The sequence below is a fragment of the Kitasatospora sp. cg17-2 genome, from assembly GCF_054031055.1.
This window is the reverse complement of record NZ_CM132923.1, coordinates 1,841,325-1,866,946: the sequence shown is the minus strand read 5'-3', so window position 1 is coordinate 1,866,946 and position 25,622 is coordinate 1,841,325. Positions and strand designations below refer to the sequence as shown.

Annotated in this window: 28 protein-coding genes; 17 read left to right on the top strand and 11 right to left on the bottom strand. The window is 72.0% G+C overall.

Annotation, left to right across the window (positions count from 1 at the left end):
* Positions 1 to 111 precede the first annotated feature (111 nt).
* On the top strand, positions 112 to 588 hold the full coding sequence (locus ACW14Y_RS07440; protein WP_030395562.1) for a DUF11 domain-containing protein: 477 nt from the start codon (positions 112 to 114) through the stop codon (positions 586 to 588).
* 380 nt (positions 589 to 968) lie between these two features.
* Positions 969 to 2,444 (top strand): hypothetical protein, encoded by a 1,476-nt coding sequence (locus ACW14Y_RS07435; protein WP_456986287.1) that lies wholly within the window; start codon positions 969 to 971, stop codon positions 2,442 to 2,444.
* Between the two features lie 479 nt (positions 2,445 to 2,923).
* Here the strand turns inward: ACW14Y_RS07435 and ACW14Y_RS07430 are convergent, their stop codons facing one another.
* From ACW14Y_RS07430 to ACW14Y_RS07410, 5 genes are all read right to left on the bottom strand, one after another.
* Entirely contained in the window at positions 2,924 to 3,409 is a 486-nt protein-coding gene (locus ACW14Y_RS07430; RefSeq protein ID WP_456986286.1) for a hypothetical protein, read from the bottom strand.
* 43 nt (positions 3,410 to 3,452) lie between these two features.
* Positions 3,453 to 4,874, bottom strand: a complete 1,422-nt coding sequence (locus ACW14Y_RS07425) for a hypothetical protein (protein ID WP_456986285.1) — start codon at positions 4,872 to 4,874, stop codon at positions 3,453 to 3,455.
* 160 nt (positions 4,875 to 5,034) lie between these two features.
* The gene (locus tag ACW14Y_RS07420; RefSeq protein WP_456986284.1) at positions 5,035 to 6,453 is read right to left on the bottom strand and encodes a hypothetical protein; all 1,419 of its coding nucleotides are present in this window, start codon (positions 6,451 to 6,453) and stop codon (positions 5,035 to 5,037) included.
* A 938-nt stretch (positions 6,454 to 7,391) separates the two neighbouring features.
* Positions 7,392 to 7,742 carry a nuclear transport factor 2 family protein gene (locus ACW14Y_RS07415; RefSeq protein WP_456986283.1) on the bottom strand — a complete coding sequence of 117 codons (351 nt, stop codon included), beginning with the start codon at positions 7,740 to 7,742 and terminating at the stop codon, positions 7,392 to 7,394.
* A complete protein-coding gene (locus ACW14Y_RS07410) occupies positions 7,739 to 8,350 on the bottom strand; it encodes a TetR/AcrR family transcriptional regulator (protein ID WP_456986282.1) in 612 nt (203 codons plus the stop codon). The genes ACW14Y_RS07415 and ACW14Y_RS07410 overlap by 4 nt, the downstream gene beginning before the upstream one ends.
* Positions 8,351 to 8,569: 219 nt before the next feature.
* Here ACW14Y_RS07410 and ACW14Y_RS07405 point away from each other — a divergent pair, with 219 nt between their 5' ends.
* The 6 genes from ACW14Y_RS07405 (at position 8,570) to ACW14Y_RS07380 (ending at position 13,401) form a co-directional block, all read left to right on the top strand.
* Positions 8,570 to 9,073: an RNA polymerase sigma factor gene (locus tag ACW14Y_RS07405; protein ID WP_456988097.1), complete on the top strand. Its 504-nt coding sequence runs from the start codon at positions 8,570 to 8,572 to the stop codon at positions 9,071 to 9,073.
* Positions 9,070 to 9,909, top strand: a complete 840-nt coding sequence (locus tag ACW14Y_RS07400; protein ID WP_380311185.1) for a zf-HC2 domain-containing protein — start codon at positions 9,070 to 9,072, stop codon at positions 9,907 to 9,909. Before ACW14Y_RS07405 ends, ACW14Y_RS07400 begins: the two co-directional genes overlap by 4 nt.
* Positions 9,910 to 9,943: 34 nt before the next feature.
* Entirely contained in the window at positions 9,944 to 10,753 is an 810-nt protein-coding gene (locus tag ACW14Y_RS07395; protein ID WP_380311187.1) for an ATP-binding cassette domain-containing protein, read from the top strand.
* Positions 10,750 to 12,189 carry a hypothetical protein gene (locus ACW14Y_RS07390; RefSeq protein ID WP_456986281.1) on the top strand — a complete coding sequence of 480 codons (1,440 nt, stop codon included), beginning with the start codon at positions 10,750 to 10,752 and terminating at the stop codon, positions 12,187 to 12,189. The genes ACW14Y_RS07395 and ACW14Y_RS07390 overlap by 4 nt, the downstream gene beginning before the upstream one ends.
* Positions 12,186 to 12,758 carry a hypothetical protein gene (locus ACW14Y_RS07385; protein WP_456986280.1) on the top strand — a complete coding sequence of 191 codons (573 nt, stop codon included), beginning with the start codon at positions 12,186 to 12,188 and terminating at the stop codon, positions 12,756 to 12,758. The genes ACW14Y_RS07390 and ACW14Y_RS07385 overlap by 4 nt, the downstream gene beginning before the upstream one ends.
* A gap of 103 nt (positions 12,759 to 12,861) precedes the next feature.
* Entirely contained in the window at positions 12,862 to 13,401 is a 540-nt protein-coding gene (locus ACW14Y_RS07380) for a GNAT family N-acetyltransferase (protein ID WP_456986279.1), read from the top strand.
* A gap of 119 nt (positions 13,402 to 13,520) precedes the next feature.
* Here the strand turns inward: ACW14Y_RS07380 and ACW14Y_RS07375 are convergent, their stop codons facing one another.
* Complete coding sequence (locus ACW14Y_RS07375) at positions 13,521 to 14,399, bottom strand: NAD-dependent epimerase/dehydratase family protein (protein WP_456986278.1); 879 nt, start codon at positions 14,397 to 14,399, stop codon at positions 13,521 to 13,523.
* Positions 14,400 to 14,534: 135 nt separating this feature from the next.
* On the opposite strand from ACW14Y_RS07375, the gene ACW14Y_RS07370 reads away from it, so the two are divergent.
* Both ACW14Y_RS07370 and ACW14Y_RS07365 read left to right on the top strand, forming a co-directional pair.
* Positions 14,535 to 15,068: a MarR family winged helix-turn-helix transcriptional regulator gene (locus tag ACW14Y_RS07370; protein WP_043468088.1), complete on the top strand. Its 534-nt coding sequence runs from the start codon at positions 14,535 to 14,537 to the stop codon at positions 15,066 to 15,068.
* 65 nt (positions 15,069 to 15,133) lie between these two features.
* Positions 15,134 to 15,985, top strand: coding sequence for a MerR family transcriptional regulator (locus ACW14Y_RS07365; RefSeq protein WP_456986277.1), 852 nt, complete (start codon positions 15,134 to 15,136; stop codon positions 15,983 to 15,985).
* Positions 15,986 to 15,998: 13 nt separating this feature from the next.
* On the opposite strand, the gene ACW14Y_RS07360 is transcribed toward ACW14Y_RS07365, so the two are convergent.
* Positions 15,999 to 16,616, bottom strand: a complete 618-nt coding sequence (locus ACW14Y_RS07360; RefSeq protein ID WP_456986276.1) for a hypothetical protein — start codon at positions 16,614 to 16,616, stop codon at positions 15,999 to 16,001.
* 80 nt (positions 16,617 to 16,696) lie between these two features.
* Here ACW14Y_RS07360 and ACW14Y_RS07355 point away from each other — a divergent pair, with 80 nt between their 5' ends.
* A complete protein-coding gene (locus ACW14Y_RS07355) occupies positions 16,697 to 17,239 on the top strand; it encodes an MOSC domain-containing protein (RefSeq protein WP_456986275.1) in 543 nt (180 codons plus the stop codon).
* Between the two features lie 7 nt (positions 17,240 to 17,246).
* Here the strand turns inward: ACW14Y_RS07355 and ACW14Y_RS07350 are convergent, their stop codons facing one another.
* On the bottom strand, positions 17,247 to 17,474 hold the full coding sequence (locus ACW14Y_RS07350) for a hypothetical protein (protein ID WP_456986274.1): 228 nt from the start codon (positions 17,472 to 17,474) through the stop codon (positions 17,247 to 17,249).
* A 257-nt stretch (positions 17,475 to 17,731) separates the two neighbouring features.
* On the opposite strand from ACW14Y_RS07350, the gene ACW14Y_RS07345 reads away from it, so the two are divergent.
* Entirely contained in the window at positions 17,732 to 19,876 is a 2,145-nt protein-coding gene (locus ACW14Y_RS07345; protein WP_456986273.1) for a tetratricopeptide repeat protein, read from the top strand.
* A 70-nt stretch (positions 19,877 to 19,946) separates the two neighbouring features.
* Here the strand turns inward: ACW14Y_RS07345 and ACW14Y_RS07340 are convergent, their stop codons facing one another.
* Positions 19,947 to 20,678, bottom strand: a complete 732-nt coding sequence (locus ACW14Y_RS07340) for a TioE family transcriptional regulator (RefSeq protein WP_380311318.1) — start codon at positions 20,676 to 20,678, stop codon at positions 19,947 to 19,949.
* Positions 20,679 to 20,791: 113 nt separating this feature from the next.
* Here ACW14Y_RS07340 and ACW14Y_RS07335 point away from each other — a divergent pair, with 113 nt between their 5' ends.
* The 5 genes from ACW14Y_RS07335 to ACW14Y_RS07315 all read left to right on the top strand — a co-directional run bounded on the left by ACW14Y_RS07335 (position 20,792) and on the right by ACW14Y_RS07315 (position 23,838).
* A complete protein-coding gene (locus ACW14Y_RS07335; protein WP_456986272.1) occupies positions 20,792 to 20,992 on the top strand; it encodes a hypothetical protein in 201 nt (66 codons plus the stop codon).
* An 85-nt stretch (positions 20,993 to 21,077) separates the two neighbouring features.
* On the top strand, positions 21,078 to 21,878 hold the full coding sequence (locus ACW14Y_RS07330) for a siderophore-interacting protein (RefSeq protein ID WP_456986271.1): 801 nt from the start codon (positions 21,078 to 21,080) through the stop codon (positions 21,876 to 21,878).
* 99 nt (positions 21,879 to 21,977) lie between these two features.
* Positions 21,978 to 23,192: an outer membrane protein assembly factor BamB family protein gene (locus tag ACW14Y_RS07325; RefSeq protein ID WP_380392748.1), complete on the top strand. Its 1,215-nt coding sequence runs from the start codon at positions 21,978 to 21,980 to the stop codon at positions 23,190 to 23,192.
* 166 nt (positions 23,193 to 23,358) lie between these two features.
* Positions 23,359 to 23,508, top strand: coding sequence for a hypothetical protein (locus ACW14Y_RS07320; protein ID WP_456986270.1), 150 nt, complete (start codon positions 23,359 to 23,361; stop codon positions 23,506 to 23,508).
* 138 nt (positions 23,509 to 23,646) lie between these two features.
* On the top strand, positions 23,647 to 23,838 hold the full coding sequence (locus ACW14Y_RS07315) for a hypothetical protein (RefSeq protein ID WP_456986269.1): 192 nt from the start codon (positions 23,647 to 23,649) through the stop codon (positions 23,836 to 23,838).
* Positions 23,839 to 24,197: 359 nt separating this feature from the next.
* On the opposite strand, the gene ACW14Y_RS07310 is transcribed toward ACW14Y_RS07315, so the two are convergent.
* Both ACW14Y_RS07310 and ACW14Y_RS07305 read right to left on the bottom strand, forming a co-directional pair.
* Positions 24,198 to 24,872, bottom strand: coding sequence for an RES family NAD+ phosphorylase (locus tag ACW14Y_RS07310; RefSeq protein ID WP_456986268.1), 675 nt, complete (start codon positions 24,870 to 24,872; stop codon positions 24,198 to 24,200).
* Between the two features lie 4 nt (positions 24,873 to 24,876).
* Entirely contained in the window at positions 24,877 to 25,584 is a 708-nt protein-coding gene (locus tag ACW14Y_RS07305) for a hypothetical protein (protein ID WP_456986267.1), read from the bottom strand.
* Positions 25,585 to 25,622 lie beyond the last annotated feature (38 nt).

Genomic DNA, 25,622 nt, shown 5'->3' with positions numbered 1-25,622 from the left:
CCGACCGGATCAGGCCGCCTTGCCGAGGGCCTCCTGCCAGGAAACCGGCAACTGGCAGTGTCTGACGCGCCCCAGCTGTTTGTGACACGCGCCCTGCCGAAGGAGCTCTCCATGCGCCTGTTCCGTACCCGTGCGGCCGCCCCGTTCGCGTTCCTGCTCGCCGGCGGGCTGCTCGCTCTCGCGCAGCCTGCGCAGGCCGTCGGACCTGCCGATCTCTACGCCACGGTGACGGCCTCGGGCGCCCCCGGGGCCGTCACCTACCGCGTCTTCTTCGGCAACGCCGGGCCCAACCGGGCGGCGGGCACGGTGACCGCCGTCGTGCAGCTTCCGTCCCGGACGACCAGCGCGAGCGTCGACCTCTCCGGCTGCGCGTACGACAACACCGCCAAGACCCTGACCTGTGACCTGACGGGGATGCCGGACGGGCAGGGCTTCGTCCCGACCCTGACCGCGCAGGTCGGCCTGCTCGCGCTCGGCGCGCTCACCGCCACCGCGACCATCACGGGCACCGACCCGGACCCCGACCCGAGCAACAACTCCGCCTCGGCCTCGTGCACGGCCCTGACCGGTGCGGTCATCATCTGCTGACCGAACACCTGGTGCACCTCCTTCGGGCCTCGGGGGAGTGGGAAGTCGGCTCCGTCGACTTCCCACTCCGGAGCCGCAACACCCGTGGCCGGAGTGCGGCCCCGCCGGGCGGACGCCGCCTCCTCGCGCCGCAACCGGACTGCCCCGGTGCTCCCATGACGCGCACCCGGATGGTGCGGTGGTCCCGGGACACGGTCGGGACCGCCGCCTCATGTCACCGTCCGCACGGATTCCTACCGTTGAGGCACGCGTTGAGCGCACGGACGGTGACACCCGCCCGGCGCCGCGCAACGCCGGGCCGGCACGGACGGCCCGGCGGCCCACGGCCCGGAGTCCTCCCGGCCGACGGGTGACGGAAGCGAGCTCTTGGAGGTTCGTAGATGAGTTGGAACCGATTCACGCTGGCGTCGGCCGACAGCGCCTCGCTGTCGAGCCGGGTGGCCGCGGTCTCCCGGATCGACGGCAGCATGGAGGTCTGGTGGGTCGCCCCCAACGGCTCGGTCCAGGGCGCCTACTGGTACGAGGGGTCGCCCTGGCGGCGCTACGAGCTCGCGCCCGCCGGCAGCGCGTCCGCGAACGGTGGCATCGCCGCCGTCTCGCGCGTCCCGGGCAGTATGGAGGTGTTCTTCGTCGGGGCGAACGGCTCGGTCCAGGACCGTTTCTGGTACGAGGGCAGTACCTGGCAGGGTTTCGAGCTCGCTCCCGCCGGGAGCGCCTCGACGACCGGCGGTATCGCGGCGGTCTCGCGGATCCCGGGCAGTATGGAGGTCTGGTACGTGGGTGGGAACGGCTCCGTCCAGGACCACTTCTGGTACGAGGGCAGCACCTGGCAGCGGTTCGAGCTCTCGCCGCCCGGCAGCGCGTCCATCACGGGCAGTGTGGCCGCCGTCTCGCGGATCCCGGGCAGTATGGAGGTGTTCTTCGTCGGGGCGAACGGCTCGGTCCAGGACCGTTTCTGGTACGAGGGCAGTACCTGGCAGGGTTTCGAGCTCGCTCCCGCCGGCAGTGCCTCGACGACCGGCGGTATCGCGGCGGTCTCGCGGATCCCGGGCAGTATGGAGGTCTGGTACGTGGGCGGGAACGGCTCGGTCCAGGACCACTTCTGGTACGAGGGCAGTACCTGGCAGCGGTTCGAGCTCTCGCCCCCCGGCAGCGCGTCCACCCACAGCGGTGTCACCGCCGTCTCGCGCATCCCGGGCAGCATGGAGCTCTGGTACGTGGGCGGGAACGGTTCGGTGCAGGACCGTTTCTGGTACGAGGGCAGCACCTGGCAGGGCTTCGAGCTCGCCCCCGCCGGCAGCGCGTCCGTCACCACCGGTCTCGCCGCGGTCTCCCGCGTCCCCGGCAGCATGGAGGTGTGGTTCACCGGTGGGGACGCGTCGATCCAGGACCACTTCTGGTACGACACGTCGAGCAAGAACTTCGACCAGGACGTCACGACCGACATCGCGATCGGCGGCTCGGTGCACGTGGTGATGCGGCAGGACGGCTTCTTCTCGTTCAGCACGCACGCGCACGACAGCGGCTTCGACAACATCGACTACACGATCTCCGCCGCCGTGCTGACGCCGGACGGGCACGTGTTCACGTTCCAGCACTCCGGCCACACCGAAGGCACCGTCGCCGGACTGCCCTTCGGTACGCCGGACCGCAACGACGACTTCACGTTCGTCGGGAACAACCCCGAGATCACGGCCCGGTGGGACGGCATCCTCAACGGCACCTTCAAGGCGAGCCTGGACGCCACCGACACCCTCGCGGCCGGAGTGACCGGAGCCCTCGGCGACCTGGTGAAGGCCGTCCTCGCCGCGGCGGGGAAGGCGGCGGCGGACGCGGTCGTCAAGCTCGTCTCCTGACCGGGCCGGTCCCACCCGGGCCGGTCCCACCCGGGCTCCGGCCCGGCTCCTCGCCCCGGAGCCGGGCCGGAGCCCGGAGGCCTGCGCTGCCTGCTCGTGCACGACGCGGCGTCACCTTCCACCACGCCGGGGAGGTACTGGACACGGAGGTGTGAGCAGTCACGCGAACGATTCGCCGCAGACCTGCGGGGCGACCTGGACAGCGGAGCCTGGGACACCCGCTTCGGCACCCTGCGGCAACAGCCTTTCTACGAAGGCTCCTTGGTTCTGATCAGGTCCGTTCCGGCCCAGGGTACGCATTTGGGCGTAAGCAGTTCGTGCGTTTCGTGCTCGTGGTTGTGTCTGCTCTGGTGGACCGTGGTGCGTGACCCGTGTGCAACCGAGCGACGCCGAGCGGGGGTTCATCGAGCCGTACTCGCCGATCGGCTAGTACGGCCCCTGCCCCGAACGGCTGCAAGCGCTTCCGGAAGTGGAAGGGGTCATCCCTTGATCTCCCTCCCGCTCAGGTAGTAGACCTCGACGATCAGAGATCCACTCAGGTACTGGATGTGCAGAGCCTGGTGAAGATTCCCGTTGTTCCACGCCTTGTTTGCTGTGAGCTTTTCCGTTCCGTATTTGTAGGAGTCGTTCAGCTTGTCCCCGTGGGGAAGGACAAGTCCACCGGGCCCCTTGTACATCCACGAGGGGATCGGCTTGGGCTTGAGGAGGAACTTCTCGATATCGGCCTGGGCCTCGGATGTGATGGTGTCCGCGAATGAGAACGTGAGGTACCGGTGCGGCGGCAGGCCGCTTCTGTCCTCAAGGGGTTTTCCTGACAACAGCGTTTCAAGATCTGCGCGCGATTTTGCGTCCCAGGAGACTTTCTCGTGAAAGACGTCGCTCCAAGAAACCCCGGTGGCCGCTACCCTTTCTGCGGCGTTGAGGTCGCTCTGAGAAATATCCTTCAGTACGAGATTCCCTGCCATGATTTCCTCCTCGGACGGTTTCCGCCATCACTTCCAGGTGGCGCTAATTTCCTTGGGGGCCCAAACTCTTGATTTCTCCGGCGAGGACGTGGGCCCGTCGGTCGAGGAGGCTCCCGGTCTCAAAGGGGGCTTCGAAGACGATGTCGAAGCCCTTGTTGGTTCCGTGCTCGGTGAGTGACGTGACCTTGTAGGAGTAGCCGGTCGCGCCGATCGGGATACCGAAGAGATTCACGCCCAGTGACAATTCGGACTTCAGGTCTTTGACGATCCGGCCGGCATTCCCGCTGCTGTAACGGACCGTGATGGACGGAAATCTACTGATCGCCAGTTCCTGGAGTACGTCGATGCCGTCGTCCTGCGGGAGAGGATCGAGCGTCGGCCCTGTCCTGGTCGGGTCCGGGCCGTCACGCAAAGCATCTTTGAGAGGATCGAGATAGAACCAGCCCTTGTGGCTGTCCGCCTGGTATGCGCGGGGATCGCAGTAGACCGTTGTGAGGCCTTTGAATGCGATCTCCATCGTGCAGTCGACGGGAGTTTCAGTGAGCTGATCGAGCGATACTCCGGAGAAGTATCCAGTGATCTTAAAAATTGCGACCACGGGAATATTTCCGACCTTCTGGCCATTGACCGATAGATCGACGCAGCCCTCCTTCGGGTTGGTGAGGTCGAACCTCACCTGAACTTTCTTCTCGCCCTCCTTTACGCTCGCATGAATCTTTTCGGGAGTTGGCTCGATGCTATAAGCGACCTGATAGGCGGTTTCCCCGGCGTCGGTCTCCACGCAGATCCCGCCGTTTCCCTCATCGGCGTGTTCGGTGTTTCTGGTGAGAATATTTCTCAGCCCGAGCGTGCGGGTCCTCCCGTTCATGAGTGCCTTGACGGGGAGATAGGCTTTCAAGACCTTCTTGAGCGGATCGACCAGGGCCTTGGCACCTTTCGGAAGGTTCGGGAGGTGATCCTCCAGATTGTCCAGTACAGTCTGGTCGAGCTCGAATGCACCTGTCTCGGACCATGCGTTCAGCCGGTCGACGAGGATGTACTCGGACTTCTCTTCGACCCGGGCGCGAAGCAAGTCTTCAGGAGTGATGGAAGAGATCGTCGCCTCGTACTTCTTCACCAGGTCGACTGTCTCCGCACCGGCCTTTTTGGCCACCCCGTCGACCTTCTTCCAGTCGGACCACGAGAATGCATAATCAAGGGCCCCGAGGTATTTCAAGTAGCGTTCGGTGAGCGGTTCGCCGGCAGTCAGCCCCGCACCTCCGGCAGCTTTCGATACATTTCGATTGATAAACTCCCAGGTGGCATAGTAGAAATTGTTGTCAAGGGTGCGGAAGTGGTACGGGAAGTTTTTTGTACCGAGGCGGAAAGATCTCATTTCGGGCTTTGCGAGGGAAGTGGAGACACCTTTCGCCACTTCATCATGGAAAGCTTTGACGGCGGCCAGAAGATCAGGCGTGGGCTTCACGGTGTTTCCTTCGACGGCTCGGTGGCGAGGGCTTGACGGTGATTGTTCTCAGTGTGCTGCGGGGAGAGGAGTACGCGACGGTGCCGTTCGGTCCTGCGGCGCGGATCAGTTGGCACCGTCGCGTGGCGTGCCCGGTGGACGGACCGCCGGGCATCGCATGTCAGGGTGTCAGGGAGGTGATGCCGCCGCCGATGACGTGTGCCCGTCGGTCCAGGATGTTCCCGGTCACATCCATGGGCGTCTCGAAGACGATGTCAAAGCCCTCGTCCTCGCTGCGCTTGTCCAGTGAGGTCGACTTGTACTCGTACCCGGCCGAGCCGAGCGGGATGCCGAAGAGGCTGACACTGACGCTGCTCTCGGAGTGCAGCTTCTCGAGGGTTTCTGTGGTCGAGCCGCGGCTGTAGCTGATCCGGAAGGACGGGAATCGACTGATCACCAGGTATTCCAGAACCTTGATGCCGCCGTCGCTCGGGTAGGGCGTCATGACGAAGCCGGACTTGGTGGGATCCGGGCCGTTCTCGATGGCGTCCTTGATCGGCGCCAGGTAGAACCAGCCGGTGTCGTTGTCCATCTGATAGGGACGGGGCTTGATATAGACGGCGGTGGGCCCTCCGTACGTCAGTGTGACCGAGCATTCCTCGAAGGAGGTGTTCAGCTCGTGCAGAGAATAGCTGGTACCGGATTCGGCGCTGATCGTCAGCACTGAGAAGAGGTTGACTCGGCCTCCGGCCTGGCCTTCGATCTGCAGGTCGGCCTCCTTCTCCTCGAATTTGCTGAAGCTCAGGTGGACCGAGACTTTGTTGTCACCCTTCAGCCGGCTGTCGATCTGCTTGGGGCCCGGTTCGACGTCGATTCCCGCATGGTAAGCGGTTCTCTTCTGATCGTCCTCAGTGATGACCCCGTTGTTCGCCTCGTTGGGATGCTCGGCGTTCTTCTTGACGTTTCCGATCTCACTGTCGGACTGATAGATTCGATTGACGAGTCCAGCCACCGCAAGGAACGGCTGCAGGGCTTTGCCGATAAGCGGAAGCAGAACCCGGGCGGAGCTCGGCATCTTGGGCAGGAAGTCACCCAGGTTATCGAGGGTCTCGCTGCTCAGTACGAAGCGCCCGTTCTTGGCCCACGAGTTGACCTTGTAATCGAGGATGTAGTCCTGCTTGTTGGCCACCTCGGCCTTCGTCATCATTTCCGGCGTGATTTTGCCGTACAGGCGCTCGTACTCCTTGACGAGCTCCGAGCTGACCTCCTGTGCCTTTTCCTTGGCGGCGTTGAGCTTCTCGTTGTCCTCGGCGGAGAGCTGGTAGCCGAGGAGGTTGTAGTACTTCAGGTACTGGTTGGTCAGCGGCTCGCCGAATGCCAGTCGATCGGCGCCCTTCACTTCCTCGAGATTTCGGTTCAGGAACTCCCAGGTCTTCAGGTAGAAGTTGACGTCAGGGGTCTCGTAGCTGTACGGAAACTCGCCGCCGCTGCCGATCTGAATCGGCTGCATGTCCTGCTTCTCCAGGGCGTCTGCGACCAGCTTTCCGGCCTTCTCGTAGAAGGTGTCGATCGCCGGAGGGGAGGGCTTGATCCGCTTCATTGCGGACTCCTTCGTTGCGTGCGAGTGATGCGGATTGTCGGACCCTGGAGACCACCGAGGACGTGGCCGATCGGCCGATTCGTACCTCGGGTTCACCGTTCCACGGCTGCTGGAAGTGCAGTAGGGCGAGGCGAGAGGTGTTCGGCACGGACGAGGCCCCGGCGGCGGCCGATCGTGCCATGTGTGACCGGCCGTGAGGGGACCTGCGCCTCGGGATTCTCGTGTGGGTACGAACCAAATGCTTGCACGGCGGAAGTCCGGCGGGCCATGCGGTCAGGGCCATCGGGCCGTGATGTCACCCGAATGGTTGATCGTTCCATGTGGCCCACAGTCTGTCGAAGATGTGGCGAACGATCTGCTGCTGCTCGGCGGTCAGGCTGACGCCTCACTCCGCCGGCCGGTCGAGGAGCTCCTGTCAGACCGCTTCGACATCGTCGAAGGGCATCTCCTCGTGTACTTCCAGGTATTGAAGGACAGGCCGATTCCTTCGAACCGGCCTTCCTCGCCCTCACCATCGGTCCACGGGTAGGTCGGGAGCGTCGTCGCCATGAGGGGAAGGCAGTGTGCTGTGCCGACACCGGCGGCGCCGACGCTAGGACCGCCGTTCGCGTGGACGCGGTGGCTACCGGACCGGAGCGTCTGCACGGCCTGGACCGGGAGGCCGGGCGGTCGAAGCCGTGGGGCAGCTGCGGGGGAAGCACGAGGGTGTCCGTCGCGGTCTGTGAACGACCGCGACGGACACCCTCGTGACCGCACTTCACGTGCGCGTCGACGACCTGCTGAGGACTTCGCCCTGACCGGCGCCCTGACCGGCGCCCTGACCGGCGCCCTGACCGGCGCCCTGACCGGCGCCGGGACCGGGCGAGGCCGGGCCGGCCACTTCGGCGGTGTGCGGGACCTGCTCGGCCTCACCTCCCGGGCCCCGCGAAAACGATCGGTCAGGCCGGGAGGAAGAAGCCGGTGATGTCGGCGAGGCGCCCGTCCGCGTGGTGGCGGGCGGTGCTGATGCCGGTCGACGCGGTCCCGCCCTGTCCGTCGAGCTGGGTCCAGCGGGCGAGGGAGCGGTCGTGGTGTTCCAGCACCTCGTCGATGCGGAACCGGTGGCCGGGGAAGGCTCCGGCGAAGCCGGCCATGTAGGCGGCGAGTTCGGTCAGGTCGCCGACCTCGGTCCCGGGGTCGCGGTAGGCGACCTCGTCCACCGCGACCGCGCCGAGGGCGGCGGTCCGGTCGGCGGGGTCGGCCGACCAGCAGGCGGCGTAGTCGTTCCAGAGCCGCTGGGTGTCACTCATGGTCGTCCCGCTTTCGTGGGTGGGGTCCTCAAGGAGCCGATCGACGCCATCGCGCCGTCGGTGACGCTGTGCAGGGTGGTGCGGGGCAGGCCGGCCCGGACGAGCACCAGCAGGCCCTGGTAGAGCGCGAGCAGATGGGCGGCGGTGGTCCCGACGTCGAGGTCCGCCGGCGCGTCGCCGTGCTGCCGGGCGCGGGTCAGCGCGTCGGCGAAGCCGTCCTCGATTGCCGCCAGGCCGTGGTGCACCCCGGTGGCGGCCTGGGGGAGGGCGAAGGACTCGACGGCGGTGTTGGTGAGCAGGCAGCCCGGGTCGGGCTCAGGACCGGTCTCGATCGCCGTGGTGAAGAACGAGCGGATGCCGGCCAGGGGGTCCGCCGGTTCCAGCAGGTGGAGCCGGACCCGGCCCCGCACCACCCGCTCGTTGTAGGCGTCCAGGGCGGCGTGGAACAGGCCGTCCTTGCTCCCGAAGGTCCGGTACAGGCTCCCCGGGTGCAGTCCGGTGGCCTCCTCGATGTCCCGCAGCGAGGCGCCGAGGTACCCCCGGTGACGGAAGAGCCGCATGGCCGAGGCCAGCACCTCGTCCTGGTCCCAGAGTTGTTTGCGCCCCATCCCCGACCTCCGTAGTTGAACGATTGCTCACAAAACTAGCACGGCCCGGAGGCGATCGGTTCCCGGGCCGGTCGGCCGCCGCCTTCCAGCGGCTCCGGTGTGACCGGGATCACGCCGAGGTGAAAACCCGCAGGCCCGCGCGGCCGTCTACCAGGTGTGAGACGTGTACGGGCGGTTGCACCGCCGCAGGAACTGGACGAGGAGCAGCTGCTCCGACGGGTGGCCCGGGGGGACCGGGTCGCCTTCGAGGAGCTGTACCGCCGCACGTCGCCGTGGCTGGCGGTGCGGCTGCGGCGCCGCTGCGCCGACGAGCAGATGGTCGCCGAGGTGATGCAGGAGACCTACCTCGCCGTGTGGCGGGCGGCGGGGTCCTTCACCGGGAGCGTCGAAGGCGGGTCGGCCGTCGGTTGGCTGTGGACGATCGCGGCCCGCCGCCTGGTCGACGCCTTCCGGCGCCGGGCCCACCACGCGGAGCCGCCACCGGCCGCCGCCCCGCACCCGGTGGCGCCCGCCGCCGAGGACGAGGCGCTGCGTGCCACCGTCGGCGGCGACGTCGGCGACGCGCTGGGCCGCCTCGCGCCCGAGCTCAGGGACGTCCTGCGGGCCATGGTGCTCGACGGGCTGTCCGTCCGGGAGACGGCCGTCGTCCTCGGACTGCCCGAGGGCACGGTCAAGACCCGCGCCCGCCGGGCCCGGATCGCGATGCGGGAGGCACTGGCATGACCGTCGAACACCCCTCGGCCCGGCTGCTCGCCGCCTACATCGACGACGGCGCGCCCGGCTTCGACGGCGCCGCCCTCGCCGCCGACGAACTGTGGGCCGTGGAGGCCCATCTGGAGACCTGCCCGGCCTGCCGGGCCCAACTGTCGGCCGCCCTCGGCACCGCGGCGCCCGCCGTCGCGGCGCTCACCGCCGCCGTCTGGTCGGAGCTGGAACCGCAGCTGGCCGTGGCCGACCCGGCGCCCCCGCGCCGCCTCGCGGCCCGGCTGTCCACCTGGACGACGCCCGCCATGACGCCGTGGCTGGCCATGGTGCTGGTCGTCACCGCGCTCGCGCTGCTGCTGGACCGGGCGAACGCCGGGCCCGACCCGGACCGGATCTCCCTGCTGCTGGTGCTCGCCCCCGTACTGCCGGTCGGCGGCGTCGCGGCCGCCTGGTCGCGCGGCCTCGACCCGGCGTACGAGCTGACCGCCGCCACCCCGCGTGCCGGACTGCCCCTGCTGCTGCGCCGCACCGCCGCCGTGCTCGCCGTGGTGCTCCCCGCACTGCTGCTCGGCGGGTGGGCGACGGGCGTGACGGCGGCGCAGTGGCTGCTGCCCTGCCTGGCGTTCACCTCGACCACCCTCGCGCTCGGCGCGCTGGTCGGGGTGACCAGGGCGGCCGTCGCCGTGGCGGTCGGCTGGCTCGCGCTGGTGGTGGCCCCGACCGTGGCCGCCGGCCGCACCGCCGCCGTCCTGCGGGCGGACGGCCTGCCGCTGTGGGGCGCGGTCCTCGCGCTCGGCGTGGCGGTCGTGGCCGCCCGCCGGGGCGCCTGGACGGCGCCGGGCCAGGACCGCTGACCTTCCCCCCTCTACAGACAGGAGGACGCGCACCGTGCGTGCCGTCACCAGGGCCGAACTGGCCCCCACCACCTACGCCCGGGAGATCCGGGCGACCGGACTCCAGGTCAGGGCCGGCCGCAAACGGCTCGCCGTCGACGGGCTCGACCTGTCCCTCGGCACCGGCGTCCACGGACTGCTCGGCCCCAACGGAGCGGGCAAGACCACCCTGATCCGGGCCCTGGCCACCGTGCTGCGCCCCGCCGGCGGCGAGCTGGAACTGCTCGGCGAGACCGTCCGGGGGCCGGGGGAGTACCGCGCGCTGCGCCGCCGGATCGGCTACCTGCCGCAGGAGTTCGGCTACTACAAGCGGTTCACCGTCCGGGAGTTCGTCGAGTACATGGCCTGGCTGAAGGAGGTCCCGGCGGCGGAGATCCCGGCCGCGACCCAGCGCGCCGTGGAGCGGGTCGGTCTCGCCGACCGCGCCGACGAGCGGATGAAGGCCCTGTCGGGCGGCATGGTGCGGCGGGCGGGCATCGCCCAGGCCATCGTCAACGACCCGGCGGTCCTGCTGCTGGACGAACCGACCGTCGGCCTGGACCCGGCGCAGCGGCTGCGGCTGCGCGAACTGCTCCAGGAACTGGGCACGGAGGCCTGCGTGGTGGTCTCCACCCACCTGGTCGAGGACGTCGCGGCGGCCTGCACCGATGTGCTGCTGTTCGCCGAGGGCAGGCTGGTCTTCCAGGGCACGCCGGACGCGCTGGCCGAGGCGGGCGGCCCCGAGCACGAGGGCGACAGCCCGCTGGAGCGCGGCTACTCGGCTCTGCTGGTGGATCCGTCGCGACGGACGCGGGGTGCCTGGTGAGCGTTCCCACCGCGTCCTCGGCAGCGTCCTCGGTTGCCTTCTCGGCTGCGTCCTCCGCCCTCCGGCTCCTGCGCACCGAACTGCGTCGCTCCGTCGCCCCGTGGGCGGGCGCGGCGGTCCTGGCGGCCGCGCTGGCGTTCCTGACCCTCGCCTCCGGGCCGTGGTCCGCCGGCACCACCCGGTGGACGGCGCAGTGGACCTCGATGGCCCTGTGGACCCGTCACCTGCTGGTCTTCCTGTGGCCGCTCGCCCTCGGGCTCGGCGCGCTCCAGGGCCTGCGCGACCACCGCTCGCGGACCGCCGAACTGCTGGCCTGCACCCCGAGGCCCGCCCGGCAGCGGGCGCTCGCCCAGGCCGGCCCGATCGTCCTCGCGCTCGTCACCGGGTACGGGCTGCTGCTGCTCGTCGGCGGGGCGCGGGTACTCACCGGGGACACCCGGTTCACCCCGGCGGGCTGGCTGCCGATCTCGCTGGTCGGGGTGCTCGCGCTGGCCGCCGGGGCGGTGCTGGGGATGGGCGTCGCCCGGGTGCTGCCCTCCGTGCTCACCCCGCCCGCGCTGGCTGTCGGCGCCTTCCTGCTCACCAGCCTGCTGCGACCGACCACGGACGCCGCGATCCCGACCTCCGCCGTGCCGAACCGGCTCTCCCTGCTGTCCCCGGTCACGGCGCCCGTCCGCGACACGCTGCTCACCGTCGCCGCCCCGGTCCACCTCGGACAGATCCTGTGGCTGCTCGGCGTGACCGCGACCGGCCTCGCGCTGCTCGCCGCCGCCGGCCCGCGCGCCCGGCTGCTCGCCCTCGCCCCGCTGCTGGCCGGCGGCGCGCTCGCGCTGGCGGTGCTCCCGGCCGCGCCCCGGGACACCTATGTGGTCGACCGGGCGGCGGCCGCGCCGGTGTGCGAGGGACCGGTCTGTGTCACGGCGCTGCGGCAGTCCCGGCTGGACGAACTGGCCGGGCCGGGCCGGGAGGCCCTGCGGCTGCTGCGCGCCGCCCTCGGCGACCGGGCGCCGGGCACCGTCCGCGAGACCGTGGAGACGCACGCGTTCGGCGAGCAGCCGGAACGCTCGGCGGACGCCGTACTGGTCGACTTCGACGATCCGGTGTTCGCGGCCGCCACCGGAGACCGGCTGACCAGGGCCCTGGTCGCGCAGGGCATCGCCCCGAACTGCCACCCGCGCAGCGAGGTCGAGAGCGGCACCCTGGACGACGCCGCCGCCCAGAGCGTCGCCGCGGCCTGGGTGTTCGGCGACCTCCGGCCGCTGGACGGGACGATGCACCGGGCGAGCGACCAGAGCGAGCTGGCCGGCCCGGTCTGGGAGCGGTTCCGCGCCCTGCCGGAGGCGGAGCAGCGGCGCCGGATGGCCGCGCTGCACGAGGCCGCGGTCGGGTGCGCGGACGATGTGCTCGCCACGCTGACGGGGGTGCCGACCCGATGAGGTGGCTGACGCTGTACGCGCGTTCGCGGCAGGTGCCGGCCGCGCTCGCCGCGGTGCTGGCCGGGGCCGTGGCGGTGTCCGTGTTCGGCCGCGTTGTCGGCGGGGCGGACGACCCCCGGCTGTCGGTGCTGGTCCTCGCGGCCGGGGCGACGGCGCTCGCCGTCGGCCTCGCCGGGCCGGACCTCGCGCTGGACCGCACGGCCGCGCTCCGCTGGCCGCCCCGCCGGGCGGCGCACCTGCTCGGCGGCGCCGTGCTCGCGGGCGCGGTGCTGCTGACGGCGCGGGCGGGCACCGGCCTGTCGACCGACCTCGCCCTCGTCGTCCGCGACAGTGCCGGGCTGACGGGGCTGGCCGCGCTCGGCGCGGCCTGGTGCGGCCGGACCTGCGCGTGGCTGCCGCCGTTCGCGGCGCTCGCGCTCGCCTTCGTCCTGCCGCCCGGTCCCGGCACCCTCGCCCAGGTGCTGACCTGGCCGATGCTGCCGCCCGGCACCCCGGCCGCCACCTGGGCCGCGCTGGTGGCGGCCGCCGTCGGCACCGCCGTGTACGCGCTGGGCGGGCCGAGGCGCTGACGGCCGAAGCGCTGGGCGGGCCGAGGTGCTGACCGGGCGCTGAAGGCTGCGGGCTGGGGAAACAGGGTTGCCTCCCGGCGGAGGATCACGTTGGGTGGGCGCCATGACCGATCTGCACACCGACCGTCTCCTGATCCGCCGCTGGCGGGAGTCCGACCTCGAACCCTGGGCGGCGATGAACGCCGACCCCGAGGTCCGGCAGCACCTGGGCGAGCCGCTCAGCCGGGAGCGCAGCGACGAGTCGGTGGCGCGCTTCGAGGCCGACTTCGACCGGCGCGGCTACGGCTGGTGGGCCGTCGAGGTCCGGGAGACGGGCGAGTTCATCGGCTTCGCCGGACTGGACGACATCGACTACGAGGCGCCGTTCACCGGGGTGGAGATCGGCTGGCGCCTCGCCCGCTCCGCCTGGGGCCGCGGCTACGCCACCGAGGCCGCCCGCGCCGTGCTCGCGTTCGGCTTCGACACCCTGGAGCTCCCCGAGATCCTCGCCGTCACCACCGCGACCAACCTCCGCTCCCAGGCGGTGATGACCCGCCTCGGCATGACCCGTGACCCGGCCTGCGACTTCGACGACCTGGACGCCCCCGAGGGCCCGCTGCGCCCCAACGTCCTCTTCCGCCTGGCCCGGCCCGCCGCGTCCTGACCGGCCCGGCCCGACGTCGCTCTCCACCTGACCCGGCCCGGCACGTCCTGACCGGCCCGCCGGTCGACTGACCGGCGGGCCGTGACGGCGCGTCCCCGCGGCGCCGTCCGTAGGAGCCGTCAGTACGAGCCCGACTCCAGCTCTGCCACCGCGCCCGGCCGGTCCGGCTTCCAGCCGAGCGCGGTGCGGGCGGCGGCGCCGCTGACGCTCTGGTCGAGGGCGAGCGCGTCCGCGAACAGCGGGCCGAAGACCTCGGCGGCCCGCGCGACCGGCACGGCCTTCGGGTCGCCGGTCACACCGGCCGCCCGGCCGGCGGCCCGGGCGATGTCCCGGACCGGGACGGCCGGCTCGCCCACACCGTGCCAGACGGTGCCGGCCCCGGCCCGCTCGACCGCCGCCAGGAACAGCTCGGCCAGGTCGTCGACGTGCACGGTCGGCCAGCGCACGCCCTCCTCGCCGTAGTACTCGGGCGCCCCCTGGGTGCGGGCCCGGTCGACCAGGATCGCCGGGATGCCGCCGCCCCGGCCGTACACGATGCCCGGCCGGACGACGACCGCGCGCACGCCCTCCGCGGCCTCGTCCAGCGCCCGCCGCTCGATCCGCGGGCGGTGGCCGACGATGTCGATCGGGTTCGTCGGGGCCTCCTCGCCGACCTCCTGGGCTGCCCCGGTGGCGCCGAGCACCCAGACGCCGCTGGTGTAGACGAAGGGGCGGCCGGTGCCGCGCAGCGGGGCGGCGAGTGCCTCGACGACGGCGGTGTCGACCTCGGCGTCGCCGCTCGGCGGGGCGAGGTGGATCACGGCCTCGATGTCGGGCGTCACCGCGCCGGCCAGCGAGGCCGGGTCGGCGGTGTCGCCGACCAGCTGGCCGTGCCAGCCGCGAGCGGGCTGCGGCTCCGCGCTGCGGGTGAGCGCCACGACCTGGTGGCCGGCGGCGGTGAGGTGCTCGGTGACGGCGGAGCCGATGTAGCCGGTGGCACCCGTGAGCAGGACCTTCATGACAATCCCCCTGTGCTGGACACGCCTTGTCGAACACGCCCTGTCGAACATGTCGAACATTTCGATGTCGAAACTATAGAGAGGCGTGATCCAAGATGTCAAACACTTCCATGTCGAAATGTTAGACTCCGGCGCATGACGGACACGACGGAACAGCAGCCGCAGCACGACGGCGTCGACCGCATCACCGCGCAGTGGCAGGCGGTCCGCCCCGACCTCGACGCCTCGCCCATGGCCGTGATCGGCCGCCTCTCCCGCGCCTCCCGGCTGCTGGAACGCGGGATCAAGGAGAACCTCGCCGCGCACGGCGTCGAGCCCTGGGAGTTCGACGTCCTGGCCACGCTGCTCCGCTCCGGCCCGCCGAACGTCCTCACCGCCGGCGAACTCAGCGCCGCCGCGATGGTCAGCTCCGCGGCGCTCACCAACCGCATCGACCACCTCGTGGAGAAGGGCCTGGTGGACCGGGCCGTCGACCCCGCCCACCGCCGCCGGGTGCTGATCTCCCTCACCGACGCCGGCCGGGAGCTCACCAACCGTCTCGTCGAGCACCACCTCGCCGGTGAGGAACGCCAGCTCGCCGGGCTCACCGCCGCCGAACGCGACCAGCTCACGGGTCTGCTCCGCCGCGTCCTGCTCACCCTCGGCGACCACGCCGACGGCACCCCCTGAGCGTCGGTCCGCCGTTCTCGCAGGGGCTTGACTCTCCGGTGGCACGAGACGGCACAGTCGGGGCCGTGGACAGGAGAAACCTGCTGCCGATCGGGCAGTTCTCGCAGGCCAGCGGCCTCTCGGTGACCGCGCTCCGGCACTACGACGCCAGTGGCGTGCTGCTGCCGGCGTTCGTCGACCCGGTGAGCGGCTACCGGTACTTCCGGCGCGACCAGGTGCGGACGGCGCAGTCGATCAGGGCGCTGCGGCAACTGGACATCCCCGTCGAGGAGGTGGGCCGGCTGCTCGGCGGCGGCGAGGAGGAGCTCGCCGCCGCCCTGCGGGCACGGCTGCTGGCCGCCGAACGGCGGCTGGAGGTGCAGCGCTCCGTCGTCCACGGCCTGTTGGACCGACTGACCGAAGGAGCAACGATGACCCACCGCGTCACCGTCCGCCAGGGCGCCGCCGAACGGATCCTCGTCCGCGGGGCGACCGTCGACAACGCGGGGCTGGAGGCCTTCCTCCGCGCCGCCTACCAGGAGATGTACCAGGTCGCCGGACGCGGCCCGCTCACCTTCACCGGGCCCGCGTTCGTCCGCTTCCACGGGGTGTGCGACGACGAGAACGCGACGCTCGTCGAGGCCTGCCTACCGTTCCGGCCGGACGGCGCGCAGCCGGCGGACCTGCCCGAGGGCATGACCGTGCTCGACCTGCCCGCGAACACCCTCGCCTGCCTGGAGGTCGAGGGCGAGGCCGCCACCTTCCCGCGGATCCTCGGCGGGTACGACGCCGTCGCCGACTGGATCACGGGGCACGGCTTCGCCTTCACGGGGCCGGTCCGGCTGGTCCACCGCCGCTGGACCGGGACGCCGGGCCACCCGGACAACCGCCAGGAGATCGCCTGGCCCTTCGGCGAGCCCGTGGACGAGTCCCGTTGAACCGCGGCCCTGTTCAGTCCTGCCAGAGGAACAGCAGCGTGTCGATGTGGAGCTCCGTCCACTCGCCGAAGTAGCGGACCCGGAGGCCGGGGACCAGCGCCCCGCCGCTCACCATGTCGATCCAGTGGAAGCCGGCCTCGGTGAAGGCCACCCGGTAGCGGTCGTCCCAGTCGTCGCCGTTCACGAACAGCCCGAGCTGCGACACGTACAACTCGCCCGGGTGGTCGGGGTCGTCGCGGTCGTTGTCGTGGACGATGACGTCGTAGTTGCCCCCGCCCTCGTCGTGGTAGAGCCCGCACGGCATCGGTGCCCACGGGTTCACCCCGAGCTCGGCCAGCACCGCCCACGCCCGGCCGAGCCGCTCGGCGGAGTCGACGGGCGGGGGCGGCTCGGTGAGCAGCGCCTCCACCCGCCAGCGCGGATCGCTGCGCTCGCCGCAGACCGGCACGTACGCGTGCACGATCGCTGCCCTGACCTCCTCCGCCAGCCTGGGCACCTCCACCCGGGGGCGTCCCAACCGCTCGTACAGGGCGCGCAGTTCGTCGAGGTCGCCCAGGTCGAGCGCGGCCCGCAGTCGCGCCTCGACCGAACGCGCGACGCCGTCCTGCGGTCGGTCCGTGAAACCGGTCATCACCCCTGCCCCTCCGGGTCGTCGACCCGCCGGTCTACGCTAGACGGGGATCTTGCCCCCGCACAGGAGGATGCGCACGGATGAGTGGAACGGTCACGGCGGTCAGCAGCAGCGGCGAGTACACCTTCACCAAACCGAACCGGGCGAGCATCACCCTGATCGCCGGCCTCGGCGTGGCGGGCGACGTGCATTCGGGGGTGACCGTCAAGCACCGCTCCCGCGTCGCGCAGGACCCGACGCAGCCGAACCTGCGCCAAGTCCACCTCATTCACGAGGAGTTGTTCGCCGAGGTGGCCGAGCAGGGCTTCACCGTCGCGCCCGGCGAACTGGGCGAGAACGTCACCACGCGGGGAATCGACCTGCTCGGCCTGCCGGTCGGCACCCTGCTGCGGCTCGGCCCCGAGGCCGTCGTCGAGGTCACCGGCCTGCGCAACCCGTGCCTCCAGATCGATGCGTTCCAGGACGGCCTGCTGAAGCAGGTCGTGGGCCGCGACGAGGAGGGCACCATCGTCCGCCGGGCCGGGATCATGGGCGTGGTCCGTACCGGCGGAACCATCCACCCCGGCGACACCGTCAAGGCCGAACTCCCGCCCGGCCCGCACCGCCCGCTCGACCGCGTCTGAGTATCCGTCAGCTTTCTTCCCCGCTGCCCCGGTCACCGGTCGGTGGCGTCGCCCGTTCCCGGAAGTACTCCAGCAGGATTCGGTTCTCGGCCGGTTCGGGCAGTGCCCGGACTGTAGGTTGCTGCTGCTCGCCCGCCGGGCGGTTGGCGGGATCGGGCGCGGCGGAGGACGTGCGGCAGTACTCTGCGGTCTGGACGAACAGGCCGACGTTCGCCGGGGAGTTGCCGTGGAGCATGGCGGGTCCGGATCCGGCGGTGACATCCGTGGCATCGACCTCAACAGGAGCAGGCCATGACCCCGCCCCGCTGGCCCTGGCGCGGCAGAGCCGGAAAGCGTCCCGCCGATACACAGCAGACCGGGAACCCGCCGCAGGGTACTGACAGCGCGGGGTCGTCGTCCCGGGTCCGGGTTTCGGGCGAGGGGGCTGTCGGCGCGGGGCGCGACATCTCCCACTCGGCGGTGGGGGAGGGCAGCCGGGTCGAGCACACCGAAGTGAGCAACCAGGTCACGGGCGGCACCGTCCACGGCGACCTCTACCAGGCCGAGAACGTGACGGTCAACCAGTACCTCCCCTCGTCGGCGTCCGGTCCGGTGGTGCGGCCGGTGCGAGTCGGCACGGTGCCGCCGCTGGCATCGGCGTTCCAGCCCCGTCCGGGCCTGCGGGAGGAGATCGACCGGGCCCGGGAGCGGCACTCCACCGTGGTGCTCACCCAGGTGCTGTCCGGTGGTGGCGGGGTGGGCAAGTCGCAGCTGGCCGCCGCGTACGCGTGGCAGGCCCATGCCGGCGGCGTGGCTGTGCTGGTGTGGGTGAACGCCGCCGAGAGCGCGCAGATCGTCGCCGCGTACGCGCAGGCCGCGAGGCTGGTGGGGGCGCCCGGTGCGGCAGGGCAGGACGCGGAGGCCGATGCGGGCGCGTTCCTGGACTGGCTGGCCGTCACGGAGCGGCGCTGGCTCGTGGTCCTGGACGACCTCACCGATCTGGAGGGCGCGCAGCGATGGTGGCCCCGCCCGTCGGCCGGTTCGAACGGGCGAGTACTGGCCACCACCCGCCGCCGCGACGCCCTGGTCACCGGCAGTGGTCGGGCGGTCGTCGACATCGGCACCTACACCCGCACCGAGGCCCTCGAATACCTCGGCGAGCGGTTCACCGCCGCCGACGCCCCGCACCTCCTGGACGACCGGGCCGAGGATCTCGTCGAGGCGCTGGGCCGGTTGCCGCTGGCCCTCTCCCACGCCGCCGCCTACATGATCAACGACGACGTGGGCTGCGGCGGCTACCTCGGTCTGTTCACCGACCGTGCCTCACATCTGGCCTCCCTCCTGCCGCCGGGCGCGGACACCGACGGCTACGGCCGCCAGGTCACCACCTCCCTCCTCCTGGCCCTCGACGCCGCCGAACACCGCGAACCGGTCGGCCTCGCCGCCCCCGCGATCCGTCTCGCCGCCCACCTCGACCCCGCCGGCCACCCCGACACCGTCTGGGCCACCGAAGCCGTCACCCAGTACCTGACCGCCCACCGCACGGCGTCGGGCGCCTCCGAGCCGGTCACCCCGGAGCAGGCCCGCGCAGCCCTGCGCCTGCTCCACCACTACGCGCTCCTCACCCACACCCCCCACGACAGCAACCGCGCGGTCCGCCTGCACGCCCTCACCGCGCGGGCCGCCCGGGAGACCGTCCCACCCGCCGACATCCTCGCCACCGTCCACGCCGCCGCCGACGCACTCGTCGAGGCCTGGCCCGAACACGAGCACACCGCACGCGACCTGACGGCCGTCCTGCGCGCCAACACCGACACCCTCGCCGACCACGCCGGCGACCTCCTCTGGCACCCGGACGGTCACCCGGTGCTGTTCGCGACCGGGCGCAGTCTGAACAGCACCGGTCTGTTCGGCACTGCCGTCACCCACTGGCACCGCCTCGCAGCCGACGCCGAACGGCTGCTCGGCCACGACCACCCCCACACCCTGAACGCCCGGGCCGGCCTGGCCGCCTCCTACTGGCAGGCGGGGCGTACGGGTGAGGCGATCGTGATCGAGGAGCGGGTGCTCGCCGATCGTGAGCGGCTGCTCGGTGCCGACCACCTCGAGACCGTGCGTGCCCGGGCCAATCTCGCCGTGTCCTACTGGCAGGCGGGGCGTACGGGTGAGGCGATCGTGATCGAGGAGCGGGTGCTCGCCGATCGTGAGCGCGTGCTCGGTGCCGACCACCCCGACACCCTGCGTGCCCGGGCCAATCTCGCCGCCTCCTACTGGCAGGCGGGGCGTACCGGAGAGGCGACCGACCTGCTGGAGCGAGTCATTGCCGATCGTGAGCAACTGTTCGGTGTCGACCATCCCGACACCCTGAGTGCCCGGGCCAATCTCGCCGCCTCCTACTGGCAGGCGAGGCGTACCGGAGAGGCGATCGGCCTGCTGGAGCGAGTCATTGCCGATCGTGAACGGGTGCTCGGTGTCGACCACCCCGAGACCCTGATATCCCGGGCCAACCTCGCCGCCTCCTACTGGCAGGCGGGGCGAACCGGAGAGGCGATCGGCCTGCTGGAGCGGGTGCTCGCCGATCGTGAACGGGTCCTCGGTGACGACCACCCCGACACCGTCGCGGCTGCGGACCACCTCCGGCACTGGCGCTTGTCCTGATCCCTGACAAGGGGGCGCGCGATCCGGCGCCGCCGGTAGGCCCGCCCCGGGACGACGGGGCGGTTCGCCCCTACCCGCCCGAGCCGGCCGCCGCCGTCAAATAGCCGCTCAAGTGCGCGGCCGCGCGCAGCATGGCCAGCCCCCGCGCGGTGAGCCGCTCCTGCCAGTCGGTCAGGGCGGCGGCGAGGGCGCTCGTTCCGCCCGCGGTGCGGATCTGCTGGACGACGGCCGCGATGTGCGGCAGGCGGTAGCCGCCGCGGCGCAGCAGGTGGGCGAGTTCGGCGTCGCGGACGTCGGTGGCCCGGAAGACGCGGTGGCCGGTCGCGCGGTCGCGCTGGGGGAGGAGGATGCCGGCGGCCTCCCAGGTGCGCAGGGTGGCCGGGGTGAGTCCGAGGCGGTGGGCGAGTTCGCCGATGCTCAGGGCGAGCGGGCCGGGGGCGGGAGTCGGTTCCGCGGCCTCCGCCAGGTGTTCCACCGCCCCGCGGACCGAGGCCAGGGTCTCCCGGTCGCGGAGCAGTTGGGCGTGGCCGTGGTCGAGTGCGGTCAGGGCCTCGTCGGTCCGGCCCGCGTGGACGGCGTTCATCACCGCCCCGGCGGTCGCGTGTCCGTGGGCGCGGACGAGGGCGAGGAAGGTGCGCAGCGCCGTCGCGTGCAGCTCGGTGTAGATCCGGTACCCGGTGGGCGTCCGTTCGGCGGTCGGCAGGAAGCCGTCCTGCTCGTAGTTGCGGACGGCCTGCGCGGAGAGGCCGTGCTCGCGTCCCAGGTCGACCGGTCGCAGTCGCTTCGTCGGTTCTGATGGCACTTTGAAACTTTACAGCCGATTCCCCGGGCCGAGAGCAGCAAAGTTTCAACGGGCGCATCAAAGATACGCTTGAGGTGGTCAGGGCTGGGGAGCGGCGAGGGGGAGTGGCGGACATGACCTGGAACGGCGCCGACCGCATCGTGGCCGCGCTGGTCGGCGGCGAGGACTACCTCCTGGTCGCCGGGGGTCGCGGCCGTCCCGCCGCGCCGTCGGCGCGCTCCTGCGCGCCGACGGCGCCCCCGCGCTCCTCCACGGCGCCGCGTCACTCCACCGAATCCACCCGGACGGACGGGGGCGAACGACCCCTGAGGTAGGTTAGCCTTACCTAAATTCAGGTGAGAGGAGACGGCCCTGACCAGCACCACCGCCCCCGCGCGGTTCCTGCTCTTCCCGCTCGAGGTGGTCCGGACCGCCAGGATCACCCGGCACATGGCCCGCATCACCCTGGGCGGCCCCAGCCTCGCCGGGTTCGTCAACGGCGGGCTCGACCAGCGCGTCAAGCTCCTGCTGCCGCTCCCCGGACAGAGCGAACCCCTGATGCCGGAGGGCGAGGACGACTTCGCCTGGTACCAGCACTGGCGCGCCATGGACCCGGCCGTCCGCCCGGTGCTGCGCACCTACACCGTCCGCGCGCAGCGCCACGACCCCGACGAGGTCGACATCGACATCGCCGTCAACGGCGACCACGGCCCCGGCTCGCGCTGGGCGGAGACGGCCGCCCCCGGTGACCGGGTGGTCGTCTGCGGACCGGCGGTCGAGGAGGCCGGCGGCGTCGAGTTCGACCTGCCCGACGGGGCGGACTGGGTGCTGCTGGCGGGGGACGAGTCCACCCTGCCCGCCGTCGCCGCGATCCTCGACGAGCTGCCCGCCGGCCTGCCGGTCCGGGTGTTCGCCGAGGTCGAGGGACCGACCGAGCACGACTACCTCCCCGCCGACCGGCCCGGCACCACGATCACCTGGCTGCACCGGGGCACGCCGGGCACCCCCGCCCTCCCCGCCGCCGTCCGCGCCGCCGAACTGCCCTCCGGCACGCCGTACGCGTGGATCGCGGGGGAGGCGGCGGCCGTCCGCACACTCCGCCGCCACCTGGTCGGCGAGCGCGGCTACGACCGGCGCGCCGTCTGCTTCATGGGCTACTGGCGCCTCGGCAGCACCGAGGACCAGCGCGCCGACGAACCGGTGGAGACCGACGCCGACTGACACCTCGGCACCCGGCGCAGGGCGCCCGGCGGGCCTCGGTCCCTCCGGGCGCTTTGCCCGAAGGGGCCGTCCTCCGGCCCTGCCGGAACCGTCCGGTGGGTGCACGAAGTCCTCTCCGGGGTGATCTCCGACGCGACCCCCGACATGCACCCGACCGAGCCCGCGGCAGCCCCCGTCGGCGCGCCCCGGCCCGGGATCCACCGCCGCCGCCTGCTGCTCAGTACCGTGGGCGGCCTCGGCGCCCTCGCGGTCCCGGCCGGCGTCCGGTGGTGGGCGGACCGGGTGCCCGTGCGCGGCCCCCGGATCTGGAGCACGGCCGCCACCGGCGGGCGGATGGTGCTGCCCGCGGGGCCGAGCGAGAGTCTCTACGTGTCGGGGTACGACGGCGCCGTCCGGGCCCACGACCCGCGTACCGGCTCCGTCCGCTGGACCAGGGCGGTGCCCGCGGCCGACGGCTCCGACTCTCCCGGCGGCTGGCCGCTCGCCGCCGGGAACGGCACGGTCTGCGTGAACTCCGCGACCGGCGTCCGGGCCCTCGACGCGGCGTCGGGGCAGGTGCGTTGGGAGGTCGCGGTCCCCGACTGGCGGGACCTGTCGGCCGAACAGGGCATCGTGGTGGCCGGCGACCGCGTCCTGACGGGGTACGGGAACGCGCTCCGCTGCCACGACCTGGCCACCGGCGAGGTCCGCTGGAGCACTCCGGCGAACGTCTCGCCGGTGCCGCTCGTGGCCGGTGACACCGTGTACGTCCCCGGCCTGACGGGCGGACTGTTCGCCTTCGACGCGCTCAGCGGCGAGCGGCGCTGGGCGCAGGAGGCCGTCGGCCCGGTCGACTTCGCGCCGACCGTGCACCGGGGCACGCTGCACGCGGTGTCCAACGACCCCGTGACGGGAGGTTCGACCGTGCACGCCCTGGATGCGGGCACGGGTCGGCCGCTGTGGCGGCGCGCCCAGCGCCACAGCCTGGGCGAACTCGCGGTGGCCGACGGGACGGTGTGCCTGTTGAGCGGCACCGCCCTGACCGCCCTGGACTCCGGAACGGGCGACACCCGCTGGACGGCCACCGTCCCCATGGGTCTGGGCCGGGGCATGAGTTCGGCGGCCGCGGCGGGCGGCGCGGTCTACGTCGGGACGAACGACGACCGCCTCTTCGCCCACGACCTCGCCACCGGACGGCTCCACTGGCGCGACGAACCGGACCGCCTCTCCGCCGACACCGAGTACGCCCGCATCGCCCTGGCCGCCGTCGGCCCCGCCGTGTTCCGGTCCGGCCGCACCGGCATCCAGGCCCTCGGCACCCTCCCGGCGGCCTGACGGAGCGACCTGCGCGCACGGTCGATTCGCCTGTGCGGCGAAGAGATTGTCGCTCCTCCCCGGCCGGTGTTCTCTGGCGGTGTCGACTCCCGCCACTGGGGCGGGAAGTGAACGGGGGAGGTAACAGATGCCGGACTGGACCGGAGGGTTGCCCGGAATGGCCGTGGTGGGCGTTCTCGTGGCGGGAGCCGCGTTCGGGCTCGCGACGCCGTCGCACGCCGCCGAGCGGGAGGCTCCGGCGCCCATCGCGCACGGAGCGGCCCAGGACGCCGCCGCCACGCACCCGGTGCCGGAGCGGGCGAACCAGGGCCACTGATGGGCGGGGGCGGCAGCCCGCCCCCGCGCGGGGCAGGCTGCCGCCCGTCCGCGGACCTTGCGCCCCGCTCCGGCCGGTGGTGCTCTGACAGTGCCAACTCCCGCCACGGGGGCGGGAAGTGAACGAGGGAGGCAGCAAATGCCGGACGTGACCGGAGGGTTCGCCAGGATGGCCGTGGTGAGCGTCGTCGTCGCGGGAGCCGCGTTCGGGCTCGCGACGCCGTCGCACGCCACCGAGCGGGAGGCCCCGGTGCCCATCGCCCACGAGCTCGCCCAGGACGCCGCCGCCACCCACCCGGTGCCGGACCGGGCGAACCAGGGCCACTACTGATCGGGGGGCGACGGCCCTGCGCCACACGGCGCAGGGCCGTCGCCCGTCCGAGGCCGATCGCACGCACGCAGCCAACTCACCTGTACGGCAAGGCGGTTGCCGGGCAGCGATGACCACTTCCGGGCCCGACCGCCACCGGGCGGACGACTCCAGGAAGAAGTCCGCCACCGCCGGGGCGACGGTGGCGGGATTCGTCTCGGGCCCGAAGTGGTCCAGTCGGGGGAGGAGCAGCAGCCGGGAGCCGGGCAGGACCTCGTGCACGGCGGCGTCACGCCCCGCCCCGGTGCTCCGGGCGGGGCGTGCCCGAAACCGCGTGAACACCCAGGCCGGAGCGAGGACGACGGTCCGGAGGCTCCGCCTTACGCGCCCTGCCGCCGCGGCGGGTCGACGCGGGTGCGGGCCGGGGCGAGCAGGAGGTTGAGCAGGGCGGCGCCCTCGGTGGTGTCCAGCGGGACGGGCGCTGCGTCGACCGGCTTGACCAGGGTGGTGGCGTCGTGCTGCTCGTAGAGGATGCAGGCGCTGCCGCCCAGGTCGCGCTTGGACGGCCAGCGCAGGCCGAGCGCCTCCGGAGCCTGGCCGCGGATCCAGGCGGCCCAGCGGCGGGTGCGCGGGTAGGCGTCCGGGGTGGAGTGGATCAGCCACTCGTCCTGGCGGACGGCCGCAAGCTGGTCGAGCGTCATCAGTCCGACGAGCGGGATGTCGCAGGTCGTCTCGATCCGCGACAGTACCCGGCCCCGCACCGAGGCGCGACGGATCCGGCGCCAGCCGCGCTCGTCGAAGGGAATGCCCCGGACCAGCGTCTCCATCACGGCCGTGCGCTCGGAGAACCCCGCGTACAGGTACGGCAGATGGCTGCCGTCGCCCTGGTAGGAGCAGAACCGGCCGCCCTCGTAGTGGCTGTCGGACGGGTTCGGGTTGAACGAGGTGGCCGGGTAGGCGGCCGAGTGCACGCGGTGGAGCACGGTGCCGGCGGGCAGCACCTCGAGGTGCGGGGTGGCGCGCGCGGTCGGGGCGGGGACCTTCACGTCGGGCATGCGGTCACCACTCCGCGATCTCGGCGCGGGCGGCGGCGAGCAGACCGTGCTCGCCGGGCGTGCCCAGCAGACGGGCGGGGACGGCGTCCAGCCAGGCGTTGGCGCCGAGCCACCAGTCGGCCACGCCCCACGGGTCGTCGTCGGCGTCCAGCAGGCGGTTGACGGCGACCACGACGGGCAGTGGCCGGCCGGAGGCGCCGTCGAACTGGAACGACGGCAGCCGGACGGTGCCCTGGTGGTCGGTCAGCCGGATCAGGTCGGGATCGGCGGGGTCGTGCCCGCCGGACCGGTAGTCGGCGGCGCTGACGGAGTCCGCGGCGAGCAGCCAGTCGTCGGCGTCCTCGGGCGGGGTGGGGAGGGCGTCCGGCTCGGGATCGGCGGGCGTCCCGGGAACCGCGGGCGTCGTGGGAGCGGTGACGGCCGTGGACCCTTCGCGGGCCAGCCGGAGCACCTGCAGGACGGCGTCACGGTTCGCCGATTCGAGCCGGACGGCCTGTGAGTAGCGGACCGAGTCCCCCAGTGGCGCACGTACCGGGTGCTCGTCCGGAAGGGCCGCCAGCACCAGCCGGACGATCCTCCGGGCGGTCCGCTCGGGGTCGGCGGACGGGGTGTCGAGCAGGGCCGCGACGGTGGCCTTGGCGGTCCCGTCCAGATACTCCTGGACCTCGTCCCAGTGCTCGCGCAGGACGTCGAGGACATCGGCCAGTGCCATCGCCCTCACCCCCCGCCCTGGTGCTCCGTGTCTGCCGG

Bases quoted from the DNA above. Each gene is read 5' to 3' on its own strand.
- ACW14Y_RS07420 (WP_456986284.1), bottom strand. From the start codon at position 6,453: ATGAAGCGGATCAAGCCCTCCCCTCCGGCGATCGACACCTTCTACGAG.
- ACW14Y_RS07410 (WP_456986282.1), bottom strand. From the start codon at position 8,350: ATGGGGCGCAAACAACTCTGGGACCAGGACGAGGTGCTGGCCTCGGCC.
- ACW14Y_RS07415 (WP_456986283.1), bottom strand. From the start codon at position 7,742: ATGAGTGACACCCAGCGGCTCTGGAACGACTACGCCGCCTGCTGGTCG.
- ACW14Y_RS07355 (WP_456986275.1), top strand. From the start codon at position 16,697: ATGAGTGGAACGGTCACGGCGGTCAGCAGCAGCGGCGAGTACACCTTC.
- ACW14Y_RS07430 (WP_456986286.1), bottom strand. From the start codon at position 3,409: ATGGCAGGGAATCTCGTACTGAAGGATATTTCTCAGAGCGACCTCAAC.
- ACW14Y_RS07360 (WP_456986276.1), bottom strand. From the start codon at position 16,616: ATGACCGGTTTCACGGACCGACCGCAGGACGGCGTCGCGCGTTCGGTC.
- ACW14Y_RS07440 (WP_030395562.1), top strand. From the start codon at position 112: ATGCGCCTGTTCCGTACCCGTGCGGCCGCCCCGTTCGCGTTCCTGCTC.
- ACW14Y_RS07350 (WP_456986274.1), bottom strand. From the start codon at position 17,474: ATGCTCCACGGCAACTCCCCGGCGAACGTCGGCCTGTTCGTCCAGACC.
- ACW14Y_RS07315 (WP_456986269.1), top strand. From the start codon at position 23,647: ATGCCGGACGTGACCGGAGGGTTCGCCAGGATGGCCGTGGTGAGCGTC.
- ACW14Y_RS07385 (WP_456986280.1), top strand. From the start codon at position 12,186: ATGAGGTGGCTGACGCTGTACGCGCGTTCGCGGCAGGTGCCGGCCGCG.
- ACW14Y_RS07400 (WP_380311185.1), top strand. From the start codon at position 9,070: ATGACCGTCGAACACCCCTCGGCCCGGCTGCTCGCCGCCTACATCGAC.
- ACW14Y_RS07370 (WP_043468088.1), top strand. From the start codon at position 14,535: ATGACGGACACGACGGAACAGCAGCCGCAGCACGACGGCGTCGACCGC.
- ACW14Y_RS07310 (WP_456986268.1), bottom strand. From the start codon at position 24,872: ATGCCCGACGTGAAGGTCCCCGCCCCGACCGCGCGCGCCACCCCGCAC.
- ACW14Y_RS07435 (WP_456986287.1), top strand. From the start codon at position 969: ATGAGTTGGAACCGATTCACGCTGGCGTCGGCCGACAGCGCCTCGCTG.
- ACW14Y_RS07305 (WP_456986267.1), bottom strand. From the start codon at position 25,584: ATGGCACTGGCCGATGTCCTCGACGTCCTGCGCGAGCACTGGGACGAG.
- ACW14Y_RS07380 (WP_456986279.1), top strand. From the start codon at position 12,862: ATGACCGATCTGCACACCGACCGTCTCCTGATCCGCCGCTGGCGGGAG.
- ACW14Y_RS07335 (WP_456986272.1), top strand. From the start codon at position 20,792: ATGACCTGGAACGGCGCCGACCGCATCGTGGCCGCGCTGGTCGGCGGC.
- ACW14Y_RS07375 (WP_456986278.1), bottom strand. From the start codon at position 14,399: ATGAAGGTCCTGCTCACGGGTGCCACCGGCTACATCGGCTCCGCCGTC.